The sequence below is a fragment of the Formosa sp. S-31 genome, assembly GCF_051172795.1.
Lineage (GTDB): Bacteria > Bacteroidota > Bacteroidia > Flavobacteriales > Flavobacteriaceae > Formosa.
In genome coordinates, this window is sequence record NZ_JAENDK010000008.1 from 54,111 (window position 1) to 75,839 (window position 21,729).

Annotated in this window: 19 protein-coding genes; 8 read left to right on the forward strand and 11 right to left on the reverse strand. The window is 34.8% G+C overall.

Annotation, left to right across the window (positions count from 1 at the left end; genetic code table 11):
- Position 1: 1 nt before the first annotated feature.
- A complete protein-coding gene (locus I3217_RS09855; RefSeq protein WP_435049590.1) occupies positions 2–379 on the reverse strand; it encodes a Na(+)-translocating NADH-quinone reductase subunit F in 378 nt (125 codons plus the stop codon).
- Between the two features lie 94 nt (positions 380–473).
- Here I3217_RS09855 and I3217_RS09860 point away from each other — a divergent pair, with 94 nt between their 5' ends.
- Positions 474–911, forward strand: a complete 438-nt coding sequence (locus I3217_RS09860) for a Na(+)-translocating NADH-quinone reductase subunit F (protein WP_435049591.1) — start codon at positions 474–476, stop codon at positions 909–911.
- On the opposite strand, the gene I3217_RS09865 is transcribed toward I3217_RS09860, so the two are convergent.
- The 9 genes from I3217_RS09865 to I3217_RS09905 all read right to left on the reverse strand — a co-directional run bounded on the left by I3217_RS09865 (position 906) and on the right by I3217_RS09905 (position 10,794).
- Positions 906–1,853 carry a hypothetical protein gene (locus I3217_RS09865; protein WP_435049592.1) on the reverse strand — a complete coding sequence of 316 codons (948 nt, stop codon included), beginning with the start codon at positions 1,851–1,853 and terminating at the stop codon, positions 906–908. The genes I3217_RS09860 and I3217_RS09865 overlap by 6 nt on opposite strands.
- A gap of 5 nt (positions 1,854–1,858) precedes the next feature.
- Positions 1,859–3,313, reverse strand: a complete 1,455-nt coding sequence (locus I3217_RS09870) for an MBOAT family O-acyltransferase (RefSeq protein WP_435049593.1) — start codon at positions 3,311–3,313, stop codon at positions 1,859–1,861.
- Positions 3,314–3,470: 157 nt separating this feature from the next.
- The gene (locus I3217_RS09875) at positions 3,471–4,334 is read right to left on the reverse strand and encodes a hypothetical protein (protein WP_435049594.1); all 864 of its coding nucleotides are present in this window, start codon (positions 4,332–4,334) and stop codon (positions 3,471–3,473) included.
- A gap of 380 nt (positions 4,335–4,714) precedes the next feature.
- Positions 4,715–6,025: an NADH:ubiquinone reductase (Na(+)-transporting) subunit F gene (gene nqrF / locus I3217_RS09880; protein WP_435049595.1), complete on the reverse strand. Its 1,311-nt coding sequence runs from the start codon at positions 6,023–6,025 to the stop codon at positions 4,715–4,717.
- A gap of 6 nt (positions 6,026–6,031) precedes the next feature.
- Positions 6,032–6,748 carry an NADH:ubiquinone reductase (Na(+)-transporting) subunit E gene (gene nqrE / locus I3217_RS09885; RefSeq protein WP_435049596.1) on the reverse strand — a complete coding sequence of 239 codons (717 nt, stop codon included), beginning with the start codon at positions 6,746–6,748 and terminating at the stop codon, positions 6,032–6,034.
- Positions 6,749–6,830: 82 nt separating this feature from the next.
- Complete coding sequence (locus tag I3217_RS09890; RefSeq protein ID WP_435049597.1) at positions 6,831–7,478, reverse strand: NADH:ubiquinone reductase (Na(+)-transporting) subunit D; 648 nt, start codon at positions 7,476–7,478, stop codon at positions 6,831–6,833.
- 3 nt (positions 7,479–7,481) lie between these two features.
- On the reverse strand, positions 7,482–8,234 hold the full coding sequence (locus I3217_RS09895; protein ID WP_435049598.1) for a Na(+)-translocating NADH-quinone reductase subunit C: 753 nt from the start codon (positions 8,232–8,234) through the stop codon (positions 7,482–7,484).
- A 2-nt stretch (positions 8,235–8,236) separates the two neighbouring features.
- Positions 8,237–9,436, reverse strand: a complete 1,200-nt coding sequence (locus tag I3217_RS09900; protein ID WP_435049599.1) for an NADH:ubiquinone reductase (Na(+)-transporting) subunit B — start codon at positions 9,434–9,436, stop codon at positions 8,237–8,239.
- A gap of 2 nt (positions 9,437–9,438) precedes the next feature.
- On the reverse strand, positions 9,439–10,794 hold the full coding sequence (locus tag I3217_RS09905; RefSeq protein ID WP_435049600.1) for a Na(+)-translocating NADH-quinone reductase subunit A: 1,356 nt from the start codon (positions 10,792–10,794) through the stop codon (positions 9,439–9,441).
- A gap of 198 nt (positions 10,795–10,992) precedes the next feature.
- Here I3217_RS09905 and I3217_RS09910 point away from each other — a divergent pair, with 198 nt between their 5' ends.
- The 4 genes from I3217_RS09910 to I3217_RS09925 all read left to right on the forward strand — a co-directional run bounded on the left by I3217_RS09910 (position 10,993) and on the right by I3217_RS09925 (position 15,771).
- A complete protein-coding gene (locus I3217_RS09910) occupies positions 10,993–12,246 on the forward strand; it encodes a DUF5103 domain-containing protein (RefSeq protein ID WP_435049601.1) in 1,254 nt (417 codons plus the stop codon).
- A gap of 95 nt (positions 12,247–12,341) precedes the next feature.
- Positions 12,342–12,728 carry a Co2+/Mg2+ efflux protein ApaG gene (gene apaG, locus I3217_RS09915; RefSeq protein WP_435049602.1) on the forward strand — a complete coding sequence of 129 codons (387 nt, stop codon included), beginning with the start codon at positions 12,342–12,344 and terminating at the stop codon, positions 12,726–12,728.
- Between the two features lie 170 nt (positions 12,729–12,898).
- Complete coding sequence (pruA, locus tag I3217_RS09920) at positions 12,899–14,530, forward strand: L-glutamate gamma-semialdehyde dehydrogenase (RefSeq protein ID WP_435049603.1); 1,632 nt, start codon at positions 12,899–12,901, stop codon at positions 14,528–14,530.
- 119 nt (positions 14,531–14,649) lie between these two features.
- The gene (locus I3217_RS09925) at positions 14,650–15,771 is read left to right on the forward strand and encodes a lactonase family protein (protein ID WP_435049604.1); all 1,122 of its coding nucleotides are present in this window, start codon (positions 14,650–14,652) and stop codon (positions 15,769–15,771) included.
- Between the two features lies 1 nt (position 15,772).
- Here the strand turns inward: I3217_RS09925 and rsmG are convergent, their stop codons facing one another.
- Positions 15,773–16,402 (reverse strand): 16S rRNA (guanine(527)-N(7))-methyltransferase RsmG, encoded by a 630-nt coding sequence (gene rsmG / locus I3217_RS09930; protein WP_435049605.1) that lies wholly within the window; start codon positions 16,400–16,402, stop codon positions 15,773–15,775.
- Between the two features lie 135 nt (positions 16,403–16,537).
- Here rsmG and I3217_RS09935 point away from each other — a divergent pair, with 135 nt between their 5' ends.
- The 3 genes from I3217_RS09935 (at position 16,538) to I3217_RS09945 (ending at position 21,717) form a co-directional block, all read left to right on the forward strand.
- Positions 16,538–17,638, forward strand: a complete 1,101-nt coding sequence (locus I3217_RS09935; protein ID WP_435049606.1) for a fatty acid desaturase family protein — start codon at positions 16,538–16,540, stop codon at positions 17,636–17,638.
- A gap of 20 nt (positions 17,639–17,658) precedes the next feature.
- Positions 17,659–18,846 (forward strand): pyridoxal phosphate-dependent aminotransferase, encoded by a 1,188-nt coding sequence (locus I3217_RS09940; protein WP_435049607.1) that lies wholly within the window; start codon positions 17,659–17,661, stop codon positions 18,844–18,846.
- A 168-nt stretch (positions 18,847–19,014) separates the two neighbouring features.
- A complete protein-coding gene (locus I3217_RS09945) occupies positions 19,015–21,717 on the forward strand; it encodes a T9SS type B sorting domain-containing protein (RefSeq protein WP_435049608.1) in 2,703 nt (900 codons plus the stop codon).
- Positions 21,718–21,729: the final 12 nt, after the last annotated feature.

Here is a 21,729-nt window from a genome sequence, read left to right on the forward strand (position 1 = left end):
ATTAATTCAGATGTGTTTCTATAACCTGAATACCATTGTATTCTAATAAATATTCTTCGTTTAAATAAACAGGCAAATCTTCGCCATTAGGATTACCAAGCCCCACACCTGCATACAAGACCTTAGCGTTTTTAGACCGCGCATGCGCTTTAAAACTTTCCATCCAGACCACATCGTAATTATTAGGATTTTCCGGCAATATAACAGCGCGTACTACTACGAAAAAATACTGACTGTTTTTATCGATACAAACAAACTGAGGATGCCGTTTTAATTTGCTGTTAACTGCTACGAATTCAAATCCGCGTTGTTCTAAATCCTTGCCCACATGATTCATGGCAAGGTTGTGTAACTCCTGTTTTGTAAGTGCTTTACTCATGCTGCAAAATTAACACTTTAGCTGCTCTAAAACTAAAAATTGAAATCACAAATAAAATTTTCGTAACTTAATGACAATAAAAATTTTAGTAAAAATGAAAACAACATCGCGATTTAATACGGCTATCCAGAAATTATACACAGCATTTCACGATAACAGCTTACATCCGGAATGTTGTAAAAGTTGTGCAGTGGGAAATATTTTAGACCGAACAGACTCCTGGAAATACTTATCTGACAGTCATGGCACAACAAAACTAAATTATTTAGGACAGGTCCATCAAAACTTAGGGCGACGTTTTAACGGATACACGCCTTTAGAGCTACTACAAATTGAAGCTGAATTTTTAAAAGCCTGTGGTTACACAGTCCCTTTACACCATAAAAACAGAAAACCAAAAAGTCCTTTAAGCAAAGATAATTTATTTAAAGGCTTAAGTGCAGTGGTCTCACTATTATGTTTATTTGATGGTATCCCAGACGTTATGGATTGTTCCCGACTATTTCAATATGAGTTTCATGGCTCCTTATGATTTTGACAACAAAGCAGTGAATGATTTATTATGAGATAAATATGTACTTAACTTAGAAACCCCTTTAAAGTTTAAGTGAATAGGGTCGAAAAAATTCGACTTTTCATTTCGTATAGATTCAATATTAGCATCAATATAATCAATATTTAATTCTTCGCAGATTTCCCGTGAAACCTCGAAAGATTTAGGGTCATAGATATCTTTATAAACAGGAGTTCCCACACAAATTAATTTAATATTTTTTGCTTTACAGTATTCATTAAAATCCTTAAGTGCCGTGTGGATTTGATTGAATTTTTGATGGTCTTTATAATACACATCCCAGCCTTCATCCAGATTCATACCGCGTTGTAAATTAAAACCATCACCTTCCACCTTTCCGTACCCAACTCTGGCGTAAGGATTTTTATCCAAATCGATATAATCATCTAAATTCTCATACTTCAAAAACCCATATAAAGGAACAACACGCTCTAACAAAGCATTAGAACTTTCCTTATTGAAAGATGCATTCTTATTGAATGGAATTGTTGAATTAATACTGAATCTATTTTTTCTATCCAGATATGTTTTATAAGATTCCGGATCTACTTTAGTACGAGCATCGAAAGCCAAAATCACAAATTTAGGAGCTTTCTTAGTTTCATTTATATAAGTTTTCAATCTGTAAAAAGCGACCTCAATTTGCGGGTAGCCTCGCAATCCCATATTGATACCATTCAAATTAAAATTCGCTTTGAATAATTCAGGATCGAAATGATACCAGCATCTGGAACTTCCTGCAAAAATAACTTCTGTATTCGATGCGGTAGCTTCATCTATATTATCCAATTTCCATGCAATCGTATTTGTATAATGTTTATATAAAGCATAATTAAGCATAAAAATGATACTGTAGCCCAAGAGCAAAATCAATATAGTTTTTTTTAGAAATACTTTCATAGCTCTTAAAATTGGAAATAAATAAACTGTTGCCCGTCGATGGTTATTGAGTAGTAAAATATCGATAACGCAATTAATAAAAAGCTGGCCCAACGTACTGGGCGATAATTCACTTTTCTAATAATCTGCAACCCAAAATCCTGTTCTCTCCCAATCCATTCTATAGTAAAGTATACAACAACCATAACCATCAATCCCATTTTCAATCCCATACCAGGAAAATAAGGCATTTTAAAAAGTGAAAAGTTAAAGATAGAACTTAACATCGTTAAAGCCTGCTGGATGTTATCTGACCTAAAGAAGATTCTGGACAGCCCCGTTAAAGCAAAAGTTATCATGATTAAGCTAACATCTTTTATTCCGGGTAATAATTTCCCCTTGGCTACTATGTCAAGATTAGATCTGTTTATATTAAAAATCATTAAGGGGAGATAATAAATAGCATTCAGTGCCCCCCAAACTATAAACGTCCAGTTGGCGCCATGCCAAAAGCCACTAACAATATAAATTATAAATACATTTCTAATACGCTTTGCTAAACCTACCCGAGAACCTCCAAGCGGTATATATAAATAATCCCTGAACCATGTGGTTAACGAGATATGCCATCTCCTGTAAAACTCGGCAATATCTCTGGCAAAATAAGGAAACGCAAAATTTCGTTTTAAATCAAATCCAAATAACCTGGACACTCCTATAGCGATATCAGAATACCCTGCAAAGTCACCATAAAGTTGAAAATTGAAAAATATTACTCCAAGTACAATAGTACTACCGGAATAATCGTGATAATTATTAAATATCTCATTGACTATTGAAGCAGAGCCATCTGCTATAACCACTTTTTTGAATAAGCCCCAAAGTATTTGCTGCATACCATCAACTGCCAGACTATAGTTGAACTCCCTCTTTTTATAAAACTGAGGCAATAAATGAGACGCTCGCTCGATTGGCCCCGCAACTAATTGTGGAAAAAAAGCAACAAAGGAAGCAAATACAATAAAGTTTTTTGTTGGCTCTAATTGCTTCCGGTAGATATCAATAGTATAGCTTAACGTTTGAAAGGTATAAAAACTTATCCCGACTGGAAGGATGATATGAAGTAAACCAACATTTATTTTTTGCCCAAAGAAAGAAAATGCATCTATAAAATTGCCTAAAAAGAAATTGTAATACTTAAAGAACCCCAAGAATCCAAGGTTAATTATAACACTGGTTAATAGTAAAATTTTTCGGGTTCTTATATTATTCTCTTTAGCCAATGCTAAACCTACAGTAAAATCTACTATAGTACTAAATAGAATAAGTGCTAAAAAGCGATAATCCCAACACGCGTAAAAAAAATAACTTGCACCAAGAATAAGGAGATTTTGAAATTTTAAACTCCTATTAGTTACAAACCAGTATAACACAAATACGATAGGCAGAAAAACGGCGAAATCCAGGGAGTTGAATAACATATAACACGTATTAAAAACCTCGTAATTCTATCTGACATAAAACACTTAGGTTGAACCTTATAAATTTGGCATTTTAAATTCGATAATCAAAATATTTTAACGCATAAAAAAGGCTGTCTTCACGGACAGCCTCTACTAATTCTAAAATAATTAACTTTTATTTTCTTAATAACCCCTTTAATACAGAAGAATCGATTTTAAGATTCATATCAGAAAGACTCGTAACTCCTGAAGGTCGATCGCTTGTAGTCAAATCTGCATAACCTAAATAAGTACCTGTGTAATCAATAGCAATTGGGGTACCGTTGATTATAGAAGCACTATAAGTGAAATCGGCAGTTTCAGAGAAGTCTGCATTGATTGCGAAAGTTATATCTTCTTCAGTAGTACCATTTTCTACAATATTTACCCCATCTAAAGTTAATAATGCTAAAGCATAATAATAAGTATTGTCTGCACTACTAGGCAAATAAGCTTCGCCTTCCGAAGTAATATCAGTTAATAAAATAGAATAAATATAGTCTGTAGAATCTGTAGTGTTGAAATCACCATTTCCTGCCGCTACTACCCAATATCCATGAGTATTTTCTTCAACGCCATCATCAACAGCATCTACATTACCATAGTAAGCCAATAATGAATTTTCTAATTTATAATTTTCTTCTTTGAAAAAGATTGAATTCTCTTCTTGCACTGCATTCACCTCTACAGTAACAGTATTACTAATTAAATTATCGTTTGTAGCGTGAATGGTATACGAACCAGCTTCGGAAGGAGTAAAAACCTGAGAAATCTCCTGACCATCGATAAAATAAGTAGAACTAGTTGTTACATTTTCTTCAAGGTCGTTCATTACGGTAAAAGTAACAGAACCTCCCTTATCGATACTTGTAACATCAACAGATAAAGTAATGGGATTAGCAACAGGTATTTTATCTTCCGAAGAATCATCATCACTGCTACAAGAGATTAGGGCAGATGTTCCCACTAACAGAGAACATAGTAATAAAAGTTTTTTCATAATTGTTGGTATAAGTTAAATTTTTAATGAATCAAAGATAGACTTATATCAGAAATTATTTACATGAAGAAAATCCATTGAATAGCAATTTTGTAAGTTTTTACTTGCAATCATTTTAAGAATGCAGAAATTAAAAAGACAAGTTTTATGACCACGAAAATGTAGATACATATGTTTTGTACTGCAAACCAACTCACTATTTAAAAGACTAGGAAAAGATTAAATACCTATAAACTAATGTTCCTATAATTTTATGAATAAGCCTAAAATCAGATTAAAAACATAACAACATGTCATCACAGAAAAAGCTATTCTTAACCAACAACAAAAAAACCCAACAATTATATTGTTGGGTTTTTCTAAATATATTTAGGAAAATATTATCCTCCGAAGTCGTCAAATCTGATGTTCTCATCCGGTAAACCGAAATCCTCACCCATTTTCTGAACCGCTTTGTTCATTAATGGAGGTCCACAGAAATATAATTCGATATCTTCTGGTGCGTCATGTTTACTTAAATAGTTATCGATAACACAGTTGTGAATGAAACCTACGAAACCATCTCCAGGCGCATCAATATCAGCTTTAACTTTCCAGTTATCTTCTGGTAAAGGCTCAGAAAGCGCTAAGAAGAAACGGAAATTAGGGAATTCTCTTTCTAATTCGTAGAAGTGCTCTAAATAGAATAATTCACGTTTAGAACGACCACCATACCAATACGTTACTTTACGACCTGTTTTTAAGGTTTTGAATAAGTGGTATAAGTGCGAACGCATTGGCGCCATACCAGCTCCACCACCTACATAAAGCATTTCAGCATCAGATTCGTTGATAAAGAACTCTCCGTAAGGTCCAGAAATAGTAACTTTATCCCCTTTCTTTCTTGAGAAAATATAAGATGAAGCAACACCAGGGTTTACATCCATCCATCCGTTTTTATTTCTATCCCATGGTGGCGTAGCAATACGCACGTTAAGCATAATTTCACGCCCTTCTGCAGGGTAAGAAGCCATAGAGTACGCACGCTCTACCAACTCTGTGTTTTTCATTACTAATGGCCATAAATTAAATTTATCCCATTCGTCCTTAAACTTATCTGGAGTTTCGTGCTCCTCTGGGTGCGCTGTAATATCAATATCAGAATATTTAATTTCACATTCTGGAATTTCAATCTGAATATATCCACCTGCTTTGTAATTCATATCCTCAGGAATTTCCACAACGAACTCCTTAATAAACGAGGCTACGTTATAGTTACGAACTACAGTTGCTTCCCACTTTTTAATACCAAACACTTCTTCCGGAATGGTAATTTCCATATCCTGCTTAACTTTTACCTGACAAGCTAAACGTGCTCCGTGTTGTAATTCCTTTCTTGTAAAGTGAGGTGTTTCTGTTGGTAAAGCTTCACCTCCTCCAGATAATACATGACATTCACACTGAATACATGTACCACCACCACCACAAGCTGATGGTAAGAATATTTTTGAATTTCCTAAAGTAGATAATAAACTACCTCCAGAACTTACTTCAATTTCCTTTTCACCATTAATCTTAATTTTAACAGGACCGGATGGTGATAATTTTTGCTTAACAAATAGCAATAAAGACACTAAAACTAGTGTAATAACCAAAAAGGCTGCTACTGTTGCTACGATGGTTCCTGTTGTAGTTGCTGCTAAAATCGTCATGATATCTTAGTTGATTTCTTTAGTATTATCGGCTAACTCGCTAGCTTTTTCAGCTTTTGGAGTTTCTACATGTACCGTTTTTTCTTCTTTAGCTCCTTCATCATCACCTCCGGTTAACATACCACCAAAGCTCATAAACCCGATAGCCATTAACCCAGTAATAATAAAAGTAATTCCTAGACCTCTTAATGCAGGTGGTACGTTAGAATATCTGATTTTTTCGCGAATTGCAGCAATAGCTAAAATTGCTAAAAACCAACCTATTCCTGAACCTATACCATAAGTTGTTGCTAAACCAATAGTTGGAATTTCACGAGACTGCATGAATAATGATCCCCCTAAAATTGCACAGTTTACGGCAATAAGCGGTAAGAAAATACCAAGAGAGTTATATAACGATGGTGAAAATTTCTCAACTACAATTTCTACTAACTGTACCATAGTTGCAATGGTGGCAATAAATAAAATAAAGGATAAGAAACTTAAGTCGTAGTCGGCATACTCTGCACCTAACCATTTTAAAGCTCCAGGTTGTAAAATATATTGATCTAATAACCAGTTTACAGGTACCGTTACTGCAAGAACGAAGATTACTGCAGCACCTAAACCAACCGCTGTAGATACTTTTTTAGATACGGCCAGGTAAGAACACATTCCAAGGAAGGTGGCAAATACCATGTTATCTATAAATATTGATTTAAAAAATAATTCTATATGTTCCATATGTCTTAGTATTAAGTAGTGAGCATTGAGAAGTGAATATTTTAAAAGTCTAACACATCACATCTAAAATCTCATTACTATTTTAATGATCTTCGATTAATGCTTTGTTTCTAGAACGTTGTACCCAGATAATTATACCCACAACAATTAAGGCCATAGGCGACAATAACATGAATCCGTTATTTTCGTATCCTATAGCATAAAGTCCGGTCTTCTCGATTGGGTCTCCTAATACTTTAAATCCTAATAATGTACCAGAACCTAATAACTCTCTAAAGAAACCAACAATTATAAGAATTAAACCATAACCAGCTGCGTTACCAATACCATCAAGGAAAGATCTCCAAGGTCCGTTACCTAAAGCAAAGGCTTCGAAACGCCCCATAATGATACAGTTTGTAATAATTAACCCTACGAATACAGATAAAGTTTTACTTAACTCGTATGAGAAGGCTTTTAACACCTGGTCTACTATAATTACCAAAGCTGCTACTACAACTAACTGTACTATAATTCTAATTTTTGAAGGAATTACATTTCTTAATAAAGAAATTACTACGTTTCCTATGCCTAACACCGCCATTACCGATATAGCCATTACAATAGACGCTTTTAACTGCGCTGTAATTGCCAAAGCTGAACAAATACCTAACACCTGAATGGTAATCGGGTTATTATCTGCTAACGGATCGGTGATTAACTTTGTGTCTTTTTTTGATAAAAGTCCCATAAATTAATTGTTTTTTAAATTATCAAAATAAGGTTTGTAAAGCTTCAAATCGCTTTTAATCATTGCTGAAACACCGTTACCTGTAATGGTTGCTCCTGCGATAGCATCTACCTCGTTATCTGTTTTATCCTGATTGGTAGGATCTGCATTACCTTTAGCTACTTCAACTCCTTTAAAGTTTCCGTTTGCATCTAATAAGTGCTCACCAATAAAATCATCCATAAAGAAACGTTCTTTAATATTAGCACCTAAACCAGGCGTTTCTCCTTTATGGTCGAAATAAGCACCTTGGATTACCATATCCTTATCTACAGAAACATAACCCCAGATAGCATCCCAAAGTCCTTTTCCGTAAATTGGAATTACATAATACGTTTCTCCGTCTTTTTCTCCAATAAAAATTGGTAATCTTCTTTTTGAAGCATCACTTCCAGCAGCCGCCTTTTCCTTTTTAATATCTATTAAATAAGCTTCAGCATCCTCTGTAGTTTTTCCGTCTAATACAACAATTTGCTTTGTGATGTATTTATTAAACAATTCAGGAGCATCTGCCGTAGATACGAAAACGGCACTACCTTCATCATTATCGTTAACCCCCATAGCGTAAAGAATATTCTGTTGTTTTTCTATACGTTGGTTTTCTGCTATTCTTGGTTTTAATGAAGACGCTGTAAAGGCTAATAACGCACCTACAATTAGTACCATTACGATAGCAAATATAATGGTGTATGAATTTTTGTCTGTTCTGTTTTCCATTGTTATGCCGTTTTAACTTTTAAACGTTTCATTCTTTTCTTAACGTTACCCTGCACTACATAGTGATCGATTGTTGGAGCAAATACGTTCATTAATAAAATTGCTAACATTACACCTTCAGGATAAGCCGGATTGAAGACACGAATCATAATAGATAAGAAACCGATTAAGAATCCGTAAATCCATTTTCCTTTATTGGTTTGAGACGCCGTTACAGGATCTGTTGCCATATACACTGTACCAAAAGCAAATCCACCAATTAATAAGTGATGCCAGAACTCAGTATTCATTAAAGTATAGAATTTACTGCTTTCAGTAATCCATCCTGATGATGCCACACCGTTAAAAATTAAGCCCATTACTAGAGCACCTAAAACAGATGATAACATGATTCTCCAGCTTCCTATTTTAGTAAAGATTAAGAATAACCCACCCAATAAAATAAGGAATGTAGATGTTTCTCCTACTGATCCCGGAATAAAACCAAAGAACATATCGCTAACAGAATAGTGAATGTCATGCCCTTGAGCAAGACTACCTAAAATAGTTTCTCCAGAAATGGCATCTACATTAGCACCTGCAGCCAATTGTTTCGCATTCTCAACTGCACCGTGAACCCAAACTTTATCTCCCGACATCCACGTTGGATATGCGAAGAATAAAAAGGCACGAATTGTTAAAGCAGGGTTAAGAATATTCATTCCTGTACCACCAAACACTTCTTTTCCTATTACAACACCAAAAGCTACTGCTACGGCTAACATCCATAACGGAATATCGATTGGTACAATAAGAGGCACTAACATACCTGTTACAAGGTATCCTTCTTCCACTTCGTGTTTCTTAATAATGGCGAATAAAAACTCTATCCCTAAACCAACACCATAAGACACGATTAGTAAAGGTAATACCTTAATTAATCCGATGTAAAAAGAGTCCCACGATAAAAAATTAACCGTTTCTCCTAATGCTACATGATGCTGATAACCTGCATTAAACATACCGAAAATCAAACATGGAATCATAGCCATGATTACCGTGTTCATTGTACGTTTTAAATCGTCTGCAGCTTTAATATGAGTACCGTTATGAGTCGTCTCATTTGGCAAGTATAAAAACGTATGCAATGCATTAAACGCCGGCGCCATCTTGGTGCCTTTATACTTTTCTTTTAAATTATGTAAATTACTTTTTAAACCCATGATTACCCTATTTCTTTAATCATTACATCTAAACCTTTTCTAATTATTTCCTGATGAGGCTGTTTAGATACACATACAAATTCTGTTAATGCAAAATCTTCCGGAGCAACTTCATACATACCAAGTGCTTCCATTTCATCTAAATCATTATACATACATGATTTTAAAATCTGCATTGGGTAAATATCTAAAGGAAATACCTGCTCGTAATTTCCAGTTACTACGAAAGCTCTGTGCTCTCCGTTAGTATTGGTATTTAAACTGTATTTTTTATTCGGATTTAACCAAGAGAAAGTTAATGCTCTCGAAGTAGACACCTTGTTAAATACAGGCGCTGTCCACCCGAAAAACTCATAATCATTACCTTCAGGAATTACTGTAATTAAGTTACTGTAATAATCTAAATTACCATCTGGCTTTATTTGTTTCCCTGACAAGACATTACCAGAAATAATACGATCATTACCTCCTTCTTCCACGCCATTATCATAAATCATAGTCGCTACTTCTGCTCCTATTTTAGTCTTGAAGTATCTTGGTTTTTTAACAGACGATCCTGCTAAAGCCACAATACGCTCAGCATTAAATTTACCTGTTAAAAGGGTTTCTCCAATAATTACCAGGTCTTGTGCATTAATAGTCCAAACCACTTCCCCTTTATTTACAGGGTCAATCTTGTTAATCTGAGTTCCGACATTTCCAACCGGATGCGGGCCAGAAACCTGGTGTAAAGCCACTCCGTTTAGTCCTGCCAATGGAGAGCTTGCACCATTTTTAACAGACACATGCACTTTACCAGAAGTTAACTTCGCTAAAGCTGTAATAGCCGCCTGTAATTCTGCTTCTTTGCCTTGTAAAACAAAATCTAAATCTGCCGCTAAAGGCGCACTATTGTAACCTGAAACAAAAATCGCTTTTGGCGATTTTCCCGGATTAGCAATAATATCGTATGGCCTTTGTTTAATAAATGGCCAACATCCTGAAGCTAACAAATAAGCTTTTATGGCTTCTGCATCTGCAGATTGAACATTGATTTTTTCGTTTTCCTGAATTACCTGCTCCTTATCAGCCTGAATCTTAATCGCTAAAATTCTACGCTTTTCACCACGTACAATTTCAACAATTTCTCCCGAAACCGGAGAAACAAACTGAACCGACTCGTTCGCTTTATCGTAAAACACCGGACTTCCAGCCTTTACTCTATCACCAACTCTCGCAACTAACTTAGGAATAACACCGTGGAAATCTTCTGGTCTAATGGTGTAAGAATTGCTCACAACAGCATTCTCTAAAGCCTTTTCTGCCTCACCCTTAAGTTTAATATCTAGACCTTTTGTAATCTTAATGTCGTTTGACATATTTAAATATCTATTTATTAATAATAGTTATACCAATTTAAGGCCTTAAAAAAGACTCAAAAATCGACGCAAATTTACGAATAAAAAGATAATTTTCTTTGAATTTCCTACAAAGGAAAATTATTTATATCTGTTCTAAATAACAAGACTTCTCTTACTTTTTATTTTAATTATCTTTACCCCTGTAAAACTTATTTCATGCGTATTTCACAATTCCTAATTCCATTTGTTTTTTTATTCAACCTCTTCGCATTCAGCCAGGTTGCATCAGAAACCACACCTCCTTTAGATATTAAAACCATAACCTTTAAAGGAAATACAGATGTAAGCATGCTCCCTATACTAAACCTGGGCGAACCTCTCACTTTAGAATTTGATGTTTTAAATGGAAATGAAGCCGATTTTTATTACACTATAAAACATTTTAATTACGACTGGACACCTTCCAGTTTAATGCGACAAGAATATATAGATGGCTTTGACAAACAACGCATAGTAAACTACGAAAATTCTTATAACACTTTTCAAATATTTTCACATTACATGCTTACCATTCCTAACGATCAGGTAAGACAACTTAAAGTTTCGGGCAATTACATGATTTTCGTATACAACGAAGACGATGAACTTATGTTTTCAAGAAAATTTATGATTAACGAAGGAGGCGCTAATGTAGGAGTGAGTATTAAGCGCTCTAGAGATGTAACCTTTGTAAACGAAAAACAAACCGTCGACATTACAATTAACTCAAACAACATCCAGTTCACAAACCCTAAACAAACTGTAAAAACAAGTATCATTCAAAATAACAATCTAAAATCATCGATCAACAACATTGAACCCATGTACACCATGGGAAACACTTTAACTTACAAATACACCAATGAGACCAGTTTTTGGGCAGGTAACGAATATTTCTATTTCGAAAATAAAGATGTACGAGTGGCCAACACTGGGGTAAACTTTGTCGACCTTCAGGATATTTACCACTCCTACTTATACACGAATGAAGTCAGAAAACACAGACCTTACACCTACAACCCTGATATTAACGGAAACTTCGTAATTAACACCATAAATGGCACCGACCCGAATATAGAGGCTGACTATACTTATGTTCACTTTTCTTTAGCCTCCAATGAATTCCCACTAAACAAGAGCGTTCATGTTTTTGGTAATTTCAACAATTATGAAGTCAACAACGAAACTAAAATGACTTACAACCAGAACAAGGGTATTTATGAAGGCACACTACTACTAAAACAGGGATTCTACAACTACAAATTTGTAACCAAAGATGAATCTAACCAAGTAGACGAAGGCGAAATCGGAGGCAATTTTTACCAAACAGAAAATGATTATAAAGTAATAGTCTACTACCGCGAATTAGGAGGGCGTTACGATAAAATAATTGGATTAGGTGAAGCGAGTTCGGTAAATATCTCAAATTAGTACATATTTTTATGGCATACCATTTGCTTTAACAATTTTTAAAAATTAATTTTATTATTTTTGTATTCAAAATCTCTATTTATCAATAAGATAACATGGTTCAACAAGTAACAAAAGGCATAAAAATTTCGGTTGAAACTAATTTCGAAGGCACATTTTATAAAAACTATAAAATACAATACGCTTTCGAATATCAGGTTACAATTGAAAACCAGAGCAAAGATGCCGTGCAGCTTAATGCACGACACTGGACCATTCTTGATGCGCTAAATAATGTTGAAATTGTTTCCGGAGAAGGTGTTATTGGTAACAAACCTGTTTTAAAACCTGGAGAATCACATTCCTATAAATCGGGTTGTCTATTAACCTCACCTTTTGGCGCCATGCATGGGTTTTACAATATGATAAACCTGAACAATACACAAAAATTCAAGGTATTCATTCCGACCTTTAAATTAAGTGCCCCTTTTGCTATAAATTAAGCCAAAAGCACAGCACTTTTTACAATCAACTTCCAAAACGAACTTTGTCTTTCTAAAAGATTAATTCTCACCACCATTTTAACGCCTTTTTAGTACATCGAAAATCCGGCAAGCAAGATAAAAATTGTACATTTGGGCCTAATTAAATAAACTCTGTAAAAATTATAAATATGGGAAAAGGATTTTTTAACACCCCAGTTGCCATTAATGAGCCGGTAAAAAGCTATGCTCCCGGAACTCCGGAACGCGAAGCTGTATTAGCCGCTTACAAAGAACTTTTTAATAGCAAAGTAGATGTACCTTTATATATTAATGGTAAGGATGTAAAAACAGGAAACACCAGAACCATGTCGCCTCCACACGACCACAAACATATTGTAGGTCAATACCATTTAGCTGAAAAATCTCATGTAGAAGACGCTATTGCCACCGCGCTAGAAGCAAGAAAAACCTGGTCGCAAATGCCATGGGAACACAGAGCTGGCATCTTCTTAAAAGCTGCAGAACTTATTCAAGGACCATACAGAGCCAAAATAAATGCCGCAACTATGATTGCGCAGTCTAAAACAGTACATCAGGCAGAAATAGATTCAGCTTGTGAGCTTATAGACTTCTTAAGATTCAATGTACAGTATATGACAGACATCTACCACGAACAACCAGAAAGTTCAAGCGATGCCTGGAATAAAATTGAATACCGTCCATTAGAAGGTTTTACCTATGCCGTTACTCCATTTAACTTTACTGCCATTGCCGGAAATTTACCAGCTTGTATGGCTTTAATGGGGAATGTAGTTGTTTGGAAACCTAGCGACAGTCAGGTTTTCTCTGCCAAAATTATCATGGATGTATTTAAGGAAGCTGGAGTTCCAGATGGTGTAATTAACGTTGTATTTGGAGATGCTGCTATGATTACAGATGTTGTAATGGCTAGCCCGGATTTCTCAGGATTACACTTTACAGGTTCTACCTTTGTATTTAAAGAATTATGGAAAAAAATCGGTAACAATATCCACAACTACAAAACCTACCCTAGAATTGTAGGTGAGACTGGAGGAAAAGACTTTATTGTTGCTCATAAATCTGCAATTCCTAAACAGGTTGCTACTGCAATAGTTCGTGGTGCTTTCGAATTCCAGGGACAAAAATGTAGTGCAGCTTCAAGAGCATACATCCCTAGCAACATCTGGAGCGAAGTGAAAGACCTTGTAATAGAAGATGTAAAATCCTTTAAAATGGGTTCTCCTGAAGATTTAAACAACTTCATTACTGCAGTAATTCATGAAGGTTCTTTTGACAAATTAGCAAAATACATCGACCAGGCCAAAGCCGATGCCGATGCTGAAATTATTGTTGGTGGTGGTTACGACAAAAGTAAAGGATACTTTATCGAGCCTACTGTAATTGTAACAACCAATCCAAAATACACAACTATGTGTACTGAATTATTTGGTCCGGTTATTACAATTTATGTTTACGAACCAGAAGATTATACAGCCACTTTAAAACTTGTTGACGAAACCAGTGAATACGCCTTAACTGGTGCTATTTTATCTCAGGATCGTTATGCGATAGTAGAAGCTACTAAAGCTTTAGAGAATTGCGCCGGTAACTTCTATATTAACGACAAACCAACAGGTGCTGTTGTAGGAAACCAACCATTTGGAGGAGCCAGAGCTTCAGGAACCAACGACAAGGCCGGAAGCGCATTAAACCTATTACGTTGGGTATCGCCAAGAATGATTAAAGAAACATTTGTTACACCAACAGATTATCGTTACCCATTCTTAGGAGAGAACTAAAATATATTCTCATTCAATTCAAAAACCTGTTAATGCTTATTAACAGGTTTTTTTTATTTATTGCTATTTGCTTGTTGTTCATAAAAACTGTTACTTAGTTCACGCTTTAATCCCGATTTATGAAACGTTTACTTTATCTGATTTGTCTTGTACTAATTTCCAGTTGCCAATCTTCAAAAACCTCAACAATCAATAAAGGAGATTATCCGTTTTATTTAGGCACATACACCCGAAACGACAGCAAAAGCAAAGGCATTTACAAATACGTTTTAAAAAAAGACGGAAGCTTACAACAATTAGGATTGAAGGCTACTACAAAAAACCCTTCGTTTTTATGCTTTAATTCAGACAAAACCAGCTTAATTGCTGCTAACGAATTGGCCATAGACGGATCGGGAGCAATAACGGCTTACGATATTAAAAATGATTCCCTTATTTTTAAAAACACGATTTCTTCAGGCGGCACTAATCCCTGTTTTGTAACAGCAACTCCAGATGATTATATTATTGCAGCAAATTACAACTCCGGAACCGTTGGATTACTAAAACTAAAAACCGATGGTTATCTAAGCGACTTATTAGATACTCAAAAACATATTGGAAAAGGAGCTAATGAAAGGCAAGACGCTCCACATGCACATTCGGTTTGGAAAACTCCTGATAGTAATTCTATAATTTCGGTTGATCTGGGAACGAACCAACTTTGGTTCTCCAAGATAGACAAGGATAAAAACATATTAGAACCTGTTGAACCTTTACTAATAGATATGGCTGAAGGCGCAGGTCCAAGACACTTAACGTTTCATCCTTCGAAGCCATACATTTATGTTTTAAACGAATTAAACAATACGGTTACCCGAATTGAAAAAGTTAGCGAGAGCAATTATAATGTAAAAGAAAGCATTTCCACATTACCCGATTCATTTACAGAAACCAATACCAGTGCAGACATACACATTTCTGCAGATGGTAAGTTTTTATACACTACCAACCGTGGTCATAATAGTATTGCCATTTTCAAAGTAGATAATGAAACTGGAATCTTAGCACACATTGCAAACGAATCAACCCGAGGAAAAACACCCAGAAATTTTTCGCTTTCTCCTAAAAATGATTTTCTACTTGTTGCCAATCAGCATTCCGACAATATCGTATCCTTTAAACGCAATAAAAAAACAGGCCTGTTAACTTTTATAGATGATATAGAAGCTCCCAGACCTGTTTGTATTTTATTCGAATAGATTATCCTCTATATTTTAAAGGCAAATGCACTATTTTTTTAGTTTCGAAAAAATCTTCTTCAAAATAATCACTTAAATTATAAATTGTAGCCGTTTTATAATCCTGAAGTTCTTCAGATAGATCTCCACCTTTTAAATAGATAATTCCGTTCTTAAGGTCATGGTTTTGCTGCTTGGCAATTTTACCCTTTGTCCAGTGCACAAAAGTAGGCATTGCAGCCACAGCTCTGCTTATTATAAAATCGTAAGTATCGTCAATCTCCTCCACGCGACTGTGAGTTATTTTCACATTCGTCAACCCTAAGCCTTCCACGACTTCGCTTACTACTTTCAACTTTTTAGCAATACTATCTACAAGATGAAACGAACATTCTGGAAACATAATAGCAAGAGGGATTCCCGGAAAACCACCTCCGGTACCAACATCCATTAATTTAGTACCAGGATTAAACTGAATGAGCTTAGCAATCCCCAACGAATGCAACACATGACGTAAATACAATTCATCAATATCTTTACGCGACACCACATTAATTTTCAAGTTCCAATCCTGATATAACTCTTCCAGTTTTTCGAATTTAGAAATCTGATCGGCTGTTAAGTTTGGAAAGTATTTTAGAAGAAGTTCCATTCTGTTTTATTTTTGGCAAAAATATGGAATTTAAGCTCATATTTTTATCAATTATATTATTAGTTAAGCCTCTTTATTAGTTATCTTTGCCGAAAATGAGAACCAGACAACTGATTATCATTAAATTAAATACGTATGACAAATCAAATGCTTTCATTTTCACGACAGGATTCTGCCAAATTTTTCAGAACCTTAAACAAACGTGTTAATGAATATTTTAAAGAAAATAACATTAAGCGAACAGGAAACTGGAAATTATGGGTAAAAACCATAGTTATGTTTACCATCTTTTTAGCGCCTTATTTTCTAATCCTTACTTTAGATATTCCACAATGGTCACAGTTACTTTTAACCATAGTTATGGGAGTAGGTATGGCAGGTGTAGGCATGAATGTCATGCACGATGGTAATCACGGTTCATTTTCTGACAAAGAATGGATTAACCGTTTAATGGGAAGCAGTATTTATATTTTAGCCGGAAATGTGTATAACTGGAAAGTACAGCACAATGTATTACACCATACTTATACAAATATTCACGGTCATGATGAAGATCTGGAAGCCGGACGTATTTTACGTTTTTCTAAACATTCTGAATGGCAATGGCATCATAAGTTTCAACATTATTATTCTATTTTACTATATGGGCTTTTAACTATAAACTGGGCGATTACTACAGACTGGAAGCAAATGAGAAGTTATATGAAACGTAAGTTAGCTTACGGGAAATTCCCTAGTCCTGTTGCCAATTGGAGTAAACTGGTAATATCTAAACTTATTTACATCAGTATCTGGATTGTACTTCCTATGCTAATTTTAGATTTAGCCTGGTGGAAAATCTTAATAGGTTTTTTCTTAATGCATTACACAGCAGGTTTAATTTTAAGTGTAGTGTTTCAATTAGCACATGTTATGGAAGAGGCTGAAATGCCACTACCGGAAAAAGACGGTACCATGAAAAACACCTGGGCTATACATCAGTTAAAAACCACAGTGAATTTTTCAACGAAAAACAAAATAGTAAACTGGTTTACAGGCGGTTTAAACCATCAGGTAGAACACCATATATTTCCACACATTAGCCATATTCATTACACCAAAATTTCTAAAATAGTAAAGGAAACGGCAAAGGAATTTAATTTACCTTATAACGAATACAAAACTACTCGTAAAGCGATTATAGCCCACTTTAGATATCTACGAGAAATGGGTATGAATCCTGCATTACAATCATAAATAATAGAATTTTTATTTCAATGAATCCACTTTCTGACAGAATTACCAGTCTGCCTACATCGGCCACTTTGGCTATGGCAGCTAAAGCAAGAGAACTTAAAAATCAAGGTATCGACATTATCGGGTTAAGTTTGGGTGAACCTGACTTTAACACTCCTGATTATATTAAGGATGCTGCTATAAAAGCTATTAATGATAATTTTAATTCGTATTCTCCGGTTGATGGTTACGCCGAATTAAAAGATGCTATCATCACCAAATTTAAACGTGATAACAATTTAACTTACACACCTGCTCAGGTTGTAGTCTCTACAGGAGCTAAACAATCTATTGCCAATGTAGCTCAGGTATTATTAAACCCTGGAGACGAAGTATTATTACCAGCGCCTTACTGGGTAAGTTATTCTGCTATTGCTACCTTATGTGAAGCGACCTATAAAGAGATCCCTTCTACTATAGAGAACGATTTTAAAATCACACCAGAGCAATTGGAAGCTGCCATTACACCTAAAACTAAAATGGTATTTTTCAATTCGCCTAACAACCCTAGTGGAACTATTTACAGCGAAAGTGAATACCGTGCATTAGCTGCTGTACTAGAAAAGCATCCGAATATTTTCATCCTATCTGATGAGATTTACGAACACATTAGTTATGGGGCTAAAAACTTCAGCTTTGCTTCTATACCAAGTATGTACGACCGTACAATTACTGTAAATGGTGTTGCCAAAGCCTTTGCTATGACAGGATGGAGAATTGGTTATATTGGTGCACCGGAGTGGATTGCCAAAGCCTGTACTAAAATGCAGGGACAAATTACCTCTGGAACCAACTGTATTGCACAACAAGCTACTATTACAGCATTAAACGAATCTCCTTCTCGTGTACAGTATATGATTGATGAATTTAAAATAAGACGTGATTTAATTTTAGATTTATTAAACGATATTGAAGGCTTTAAAACTAACGTTCCTGAAGGTGCTTTTTATGTATTCCCTAACATATCTTACTATTTCGGAAAAACATTAAGAGGTAAAACTATTAATAACGCAACCGACTTTTCTTTATACCTTTTAGAAGAAGCGCACGTTGCAACGGTAACAGGTGAGGCTTTTGGAAACTCAGATTGTATACGTATTTCTTATGCTGCGTCTCAAGAGCAGATTAAAGAAGCTTTAAAGCGTATAAAAGCTGCACTTACAGAATAGTATAAAAAAACACTTAAATATTTTAAGACCTCTTTATTTTTTAAAGAGGTCTTTTTTTTATACCATTTAACTACAAATCTTATTCCTTATCGATAATTATTTAAAAGATTTTATATATACACACATAAAACTTAAATTTCTACCCTTAATACATGCTTCAAGTAATTTATGAATACATCTAAATTAATATTATTTATAATAATTATTTTATATTCTTTTACTGCCCTCGCACAAAAAGAAACCGCTAATTGGTATTTTGGGGAATACGCCGGATTAAATTTTCAAAATGTAAATCCTTCGATTCTAAATGATGGAGCGATGGATACTCCTGCTGGCTGCTCCACAATTTCTAATGCAGATGGCCAACTACTATTCTACACTAATGGACAAACGGTTTGGAACAGAAATCATGACATTATGGAAAACGGCTCTAATTTGGCAGGAGACCCAAATCATAGCCAGTCAAGTATAATTATACCTCAACCTGGCAATCCTAATACGTACTATATTTTTCTAACAAGAGATTCAGCCACCAGCTCGCCTTTAGTTACAGCGGGATTGTTCTACGCTACAGTAAAATTTTCAGACCAAAATCCTTTAGGTAGAGTTACAGCAAAGAACATGATATTAAGAAGTAATACTACACAACGCATAACAGCTATTCACGACGCCTCTACTGAATCCATTAAAGTAATTGCATTCGGTGCCGACTCAGACAAACAAGAACCACCCTACGACACATTTTTTGTATATAATATTACTAGCAGTGGTATAAGTAATGTTCCTGACAAATCTAAAATTACAAATCCTGTTTTTCTTATAAAATCAACCAAAGGCGGCATGAAAATCTCTCCCAATGGACGGCTAATTGCTTTAGCTGATTTCGACAGCAATTTTATTCGCCTATTTGATTTTGATATAAACAAAAACGCTGTAACTCCCAAAACATCTATAAATCCGAATGATTTAGGAGATTTTCGTTCTCCGTATAGCGTGGAATTCACACAAGATTCTAATTTCCTTTATTTTACAGGAAACAATGCAAATAACACAAGTTTTTTGTTTAAATACCATTTAGCAACTACCGATCCTCTATATCAAAGAGAAATACTTCAAGTTCTATCAGGAAACAGCTTTGCTGACTTACAATTAGCCAGTAACGGTAAAATATATCTCGCTAATTATGTTACAGCAAACCCAATAACATCATCAAAATCCATTAGTGTAATTAACACGCCCGAAGATGATGAAGCTCCTAACCTAGAGCTTTTAAATATTGGTTTACAAAAAGGAGCCTCCTATAAAGGACTTACAAATTTTATATCCTCTTATTTAAGAAACCGAATTATTACTAACAACCATTGCTTAGGAGAAACAATTCAATTCACTACAGACACTTATATGGAAACTCGAGATATAACTTGGGATTTTGGAGATGGAGGCACTGCCAATGGAGTTACGGTTTCTCACACATATAACACCCCTGGAACTTACCTAGTAAAAGCTAAATTTGATTATAAGAACCAACCTTACACTTTAGAAAAAGAAGTAGAAGTTTATGAACTTCCTGAATTGAATAACGGAGAGACTTTAAACAATTGCGATAACGATAATGATGGTTTTTCTATTTTCAACTTAAACAATATCAAGGATAAAATAATTAATTATCGGTTATCTGATAGCTTGAATTTTTACAAAACACGAACGGATGCTATTCAGGGTACAAATCAGATACAAAACTCAAAAAATTATACCAACAACACCAACCCTGAGGAGCTGTATGTAAAAATAATCAATAGCAACAATTGCTCTATAGTACGTAGTTTTTTAATAGAAACCACCTACAACACACTACCGGCTATTGATACAATGTACAGTTGCGAAAATTCCGATGCAATTTTAAATAATGGCATAGGCACCTTTAATTTAATTCTGAAAGAAAAAGACATTAAACAACAACTATCTTTGCCTGATTCTACAGACATCCTGTTTTATCCCTCTTTGGTTGATGCTCAAACAAAAAGCAATGAATTAACAAGTTACCACAACTCAACACAAACCGAAATTTGGATACGTCTTGAAACTTCTAATTTCGACTGTGCGGGTATCGGTTCATTTAAAGCTCAGGTTAATTCTAATTTAGACCTCTCAATTGACGACAGCTATATACTTTGCCATTCAGTTTCATCCACTGGAATTAGGTTGAATGGAGGAGCGAAAAACGACACCTGGGAATGGACAAACAGCAACAACGATATCATATCTACAAATCAAAACATAATTATTAATACTGAAGGAACATACACCTTAAATATTACTAAAACGGAGAACGATCTACTTTGTGAGTCATCCAAAACATTTAAAATACAAAATCCCGAAAAAGTAGAATTTAGCAATATTTCAACTTACAACAATCAAATATCAGTAAGTGTTACAGGGAATAAAAATTACGAATTCTCTATTGATGGGATTCAATACTATGGATCTGGAAAAACCTTTACGTTCCAAAATATTTCTGGAGGAATTTATACTGTATACGTTAGAGATATCGAAAATTGCCAATTTCCAATCTCTACAAAAGTGACTTACATAGAATATCCCAATTTTTTCACCCCGAATAACGACAATAGTAATGATTATTGGACTATAAAAGGAATAACTCCTGAATCTTACAAAACCGCTGACCTTCTAATTTTTAATCGTTATGGAAAATTACTTCTAAAAATCGACTTACTAAAAACGCCAAAAGGTTGGGATGGCACATTTAACGGCAAACTTTTACGTACTGATGATTATTGGTTTCAGGCAATTTTAACCGATATAAATAATGAATCCCTTATAAAAACAGGACATTTCACCCTAAAACGTTAAATATAAACCTAG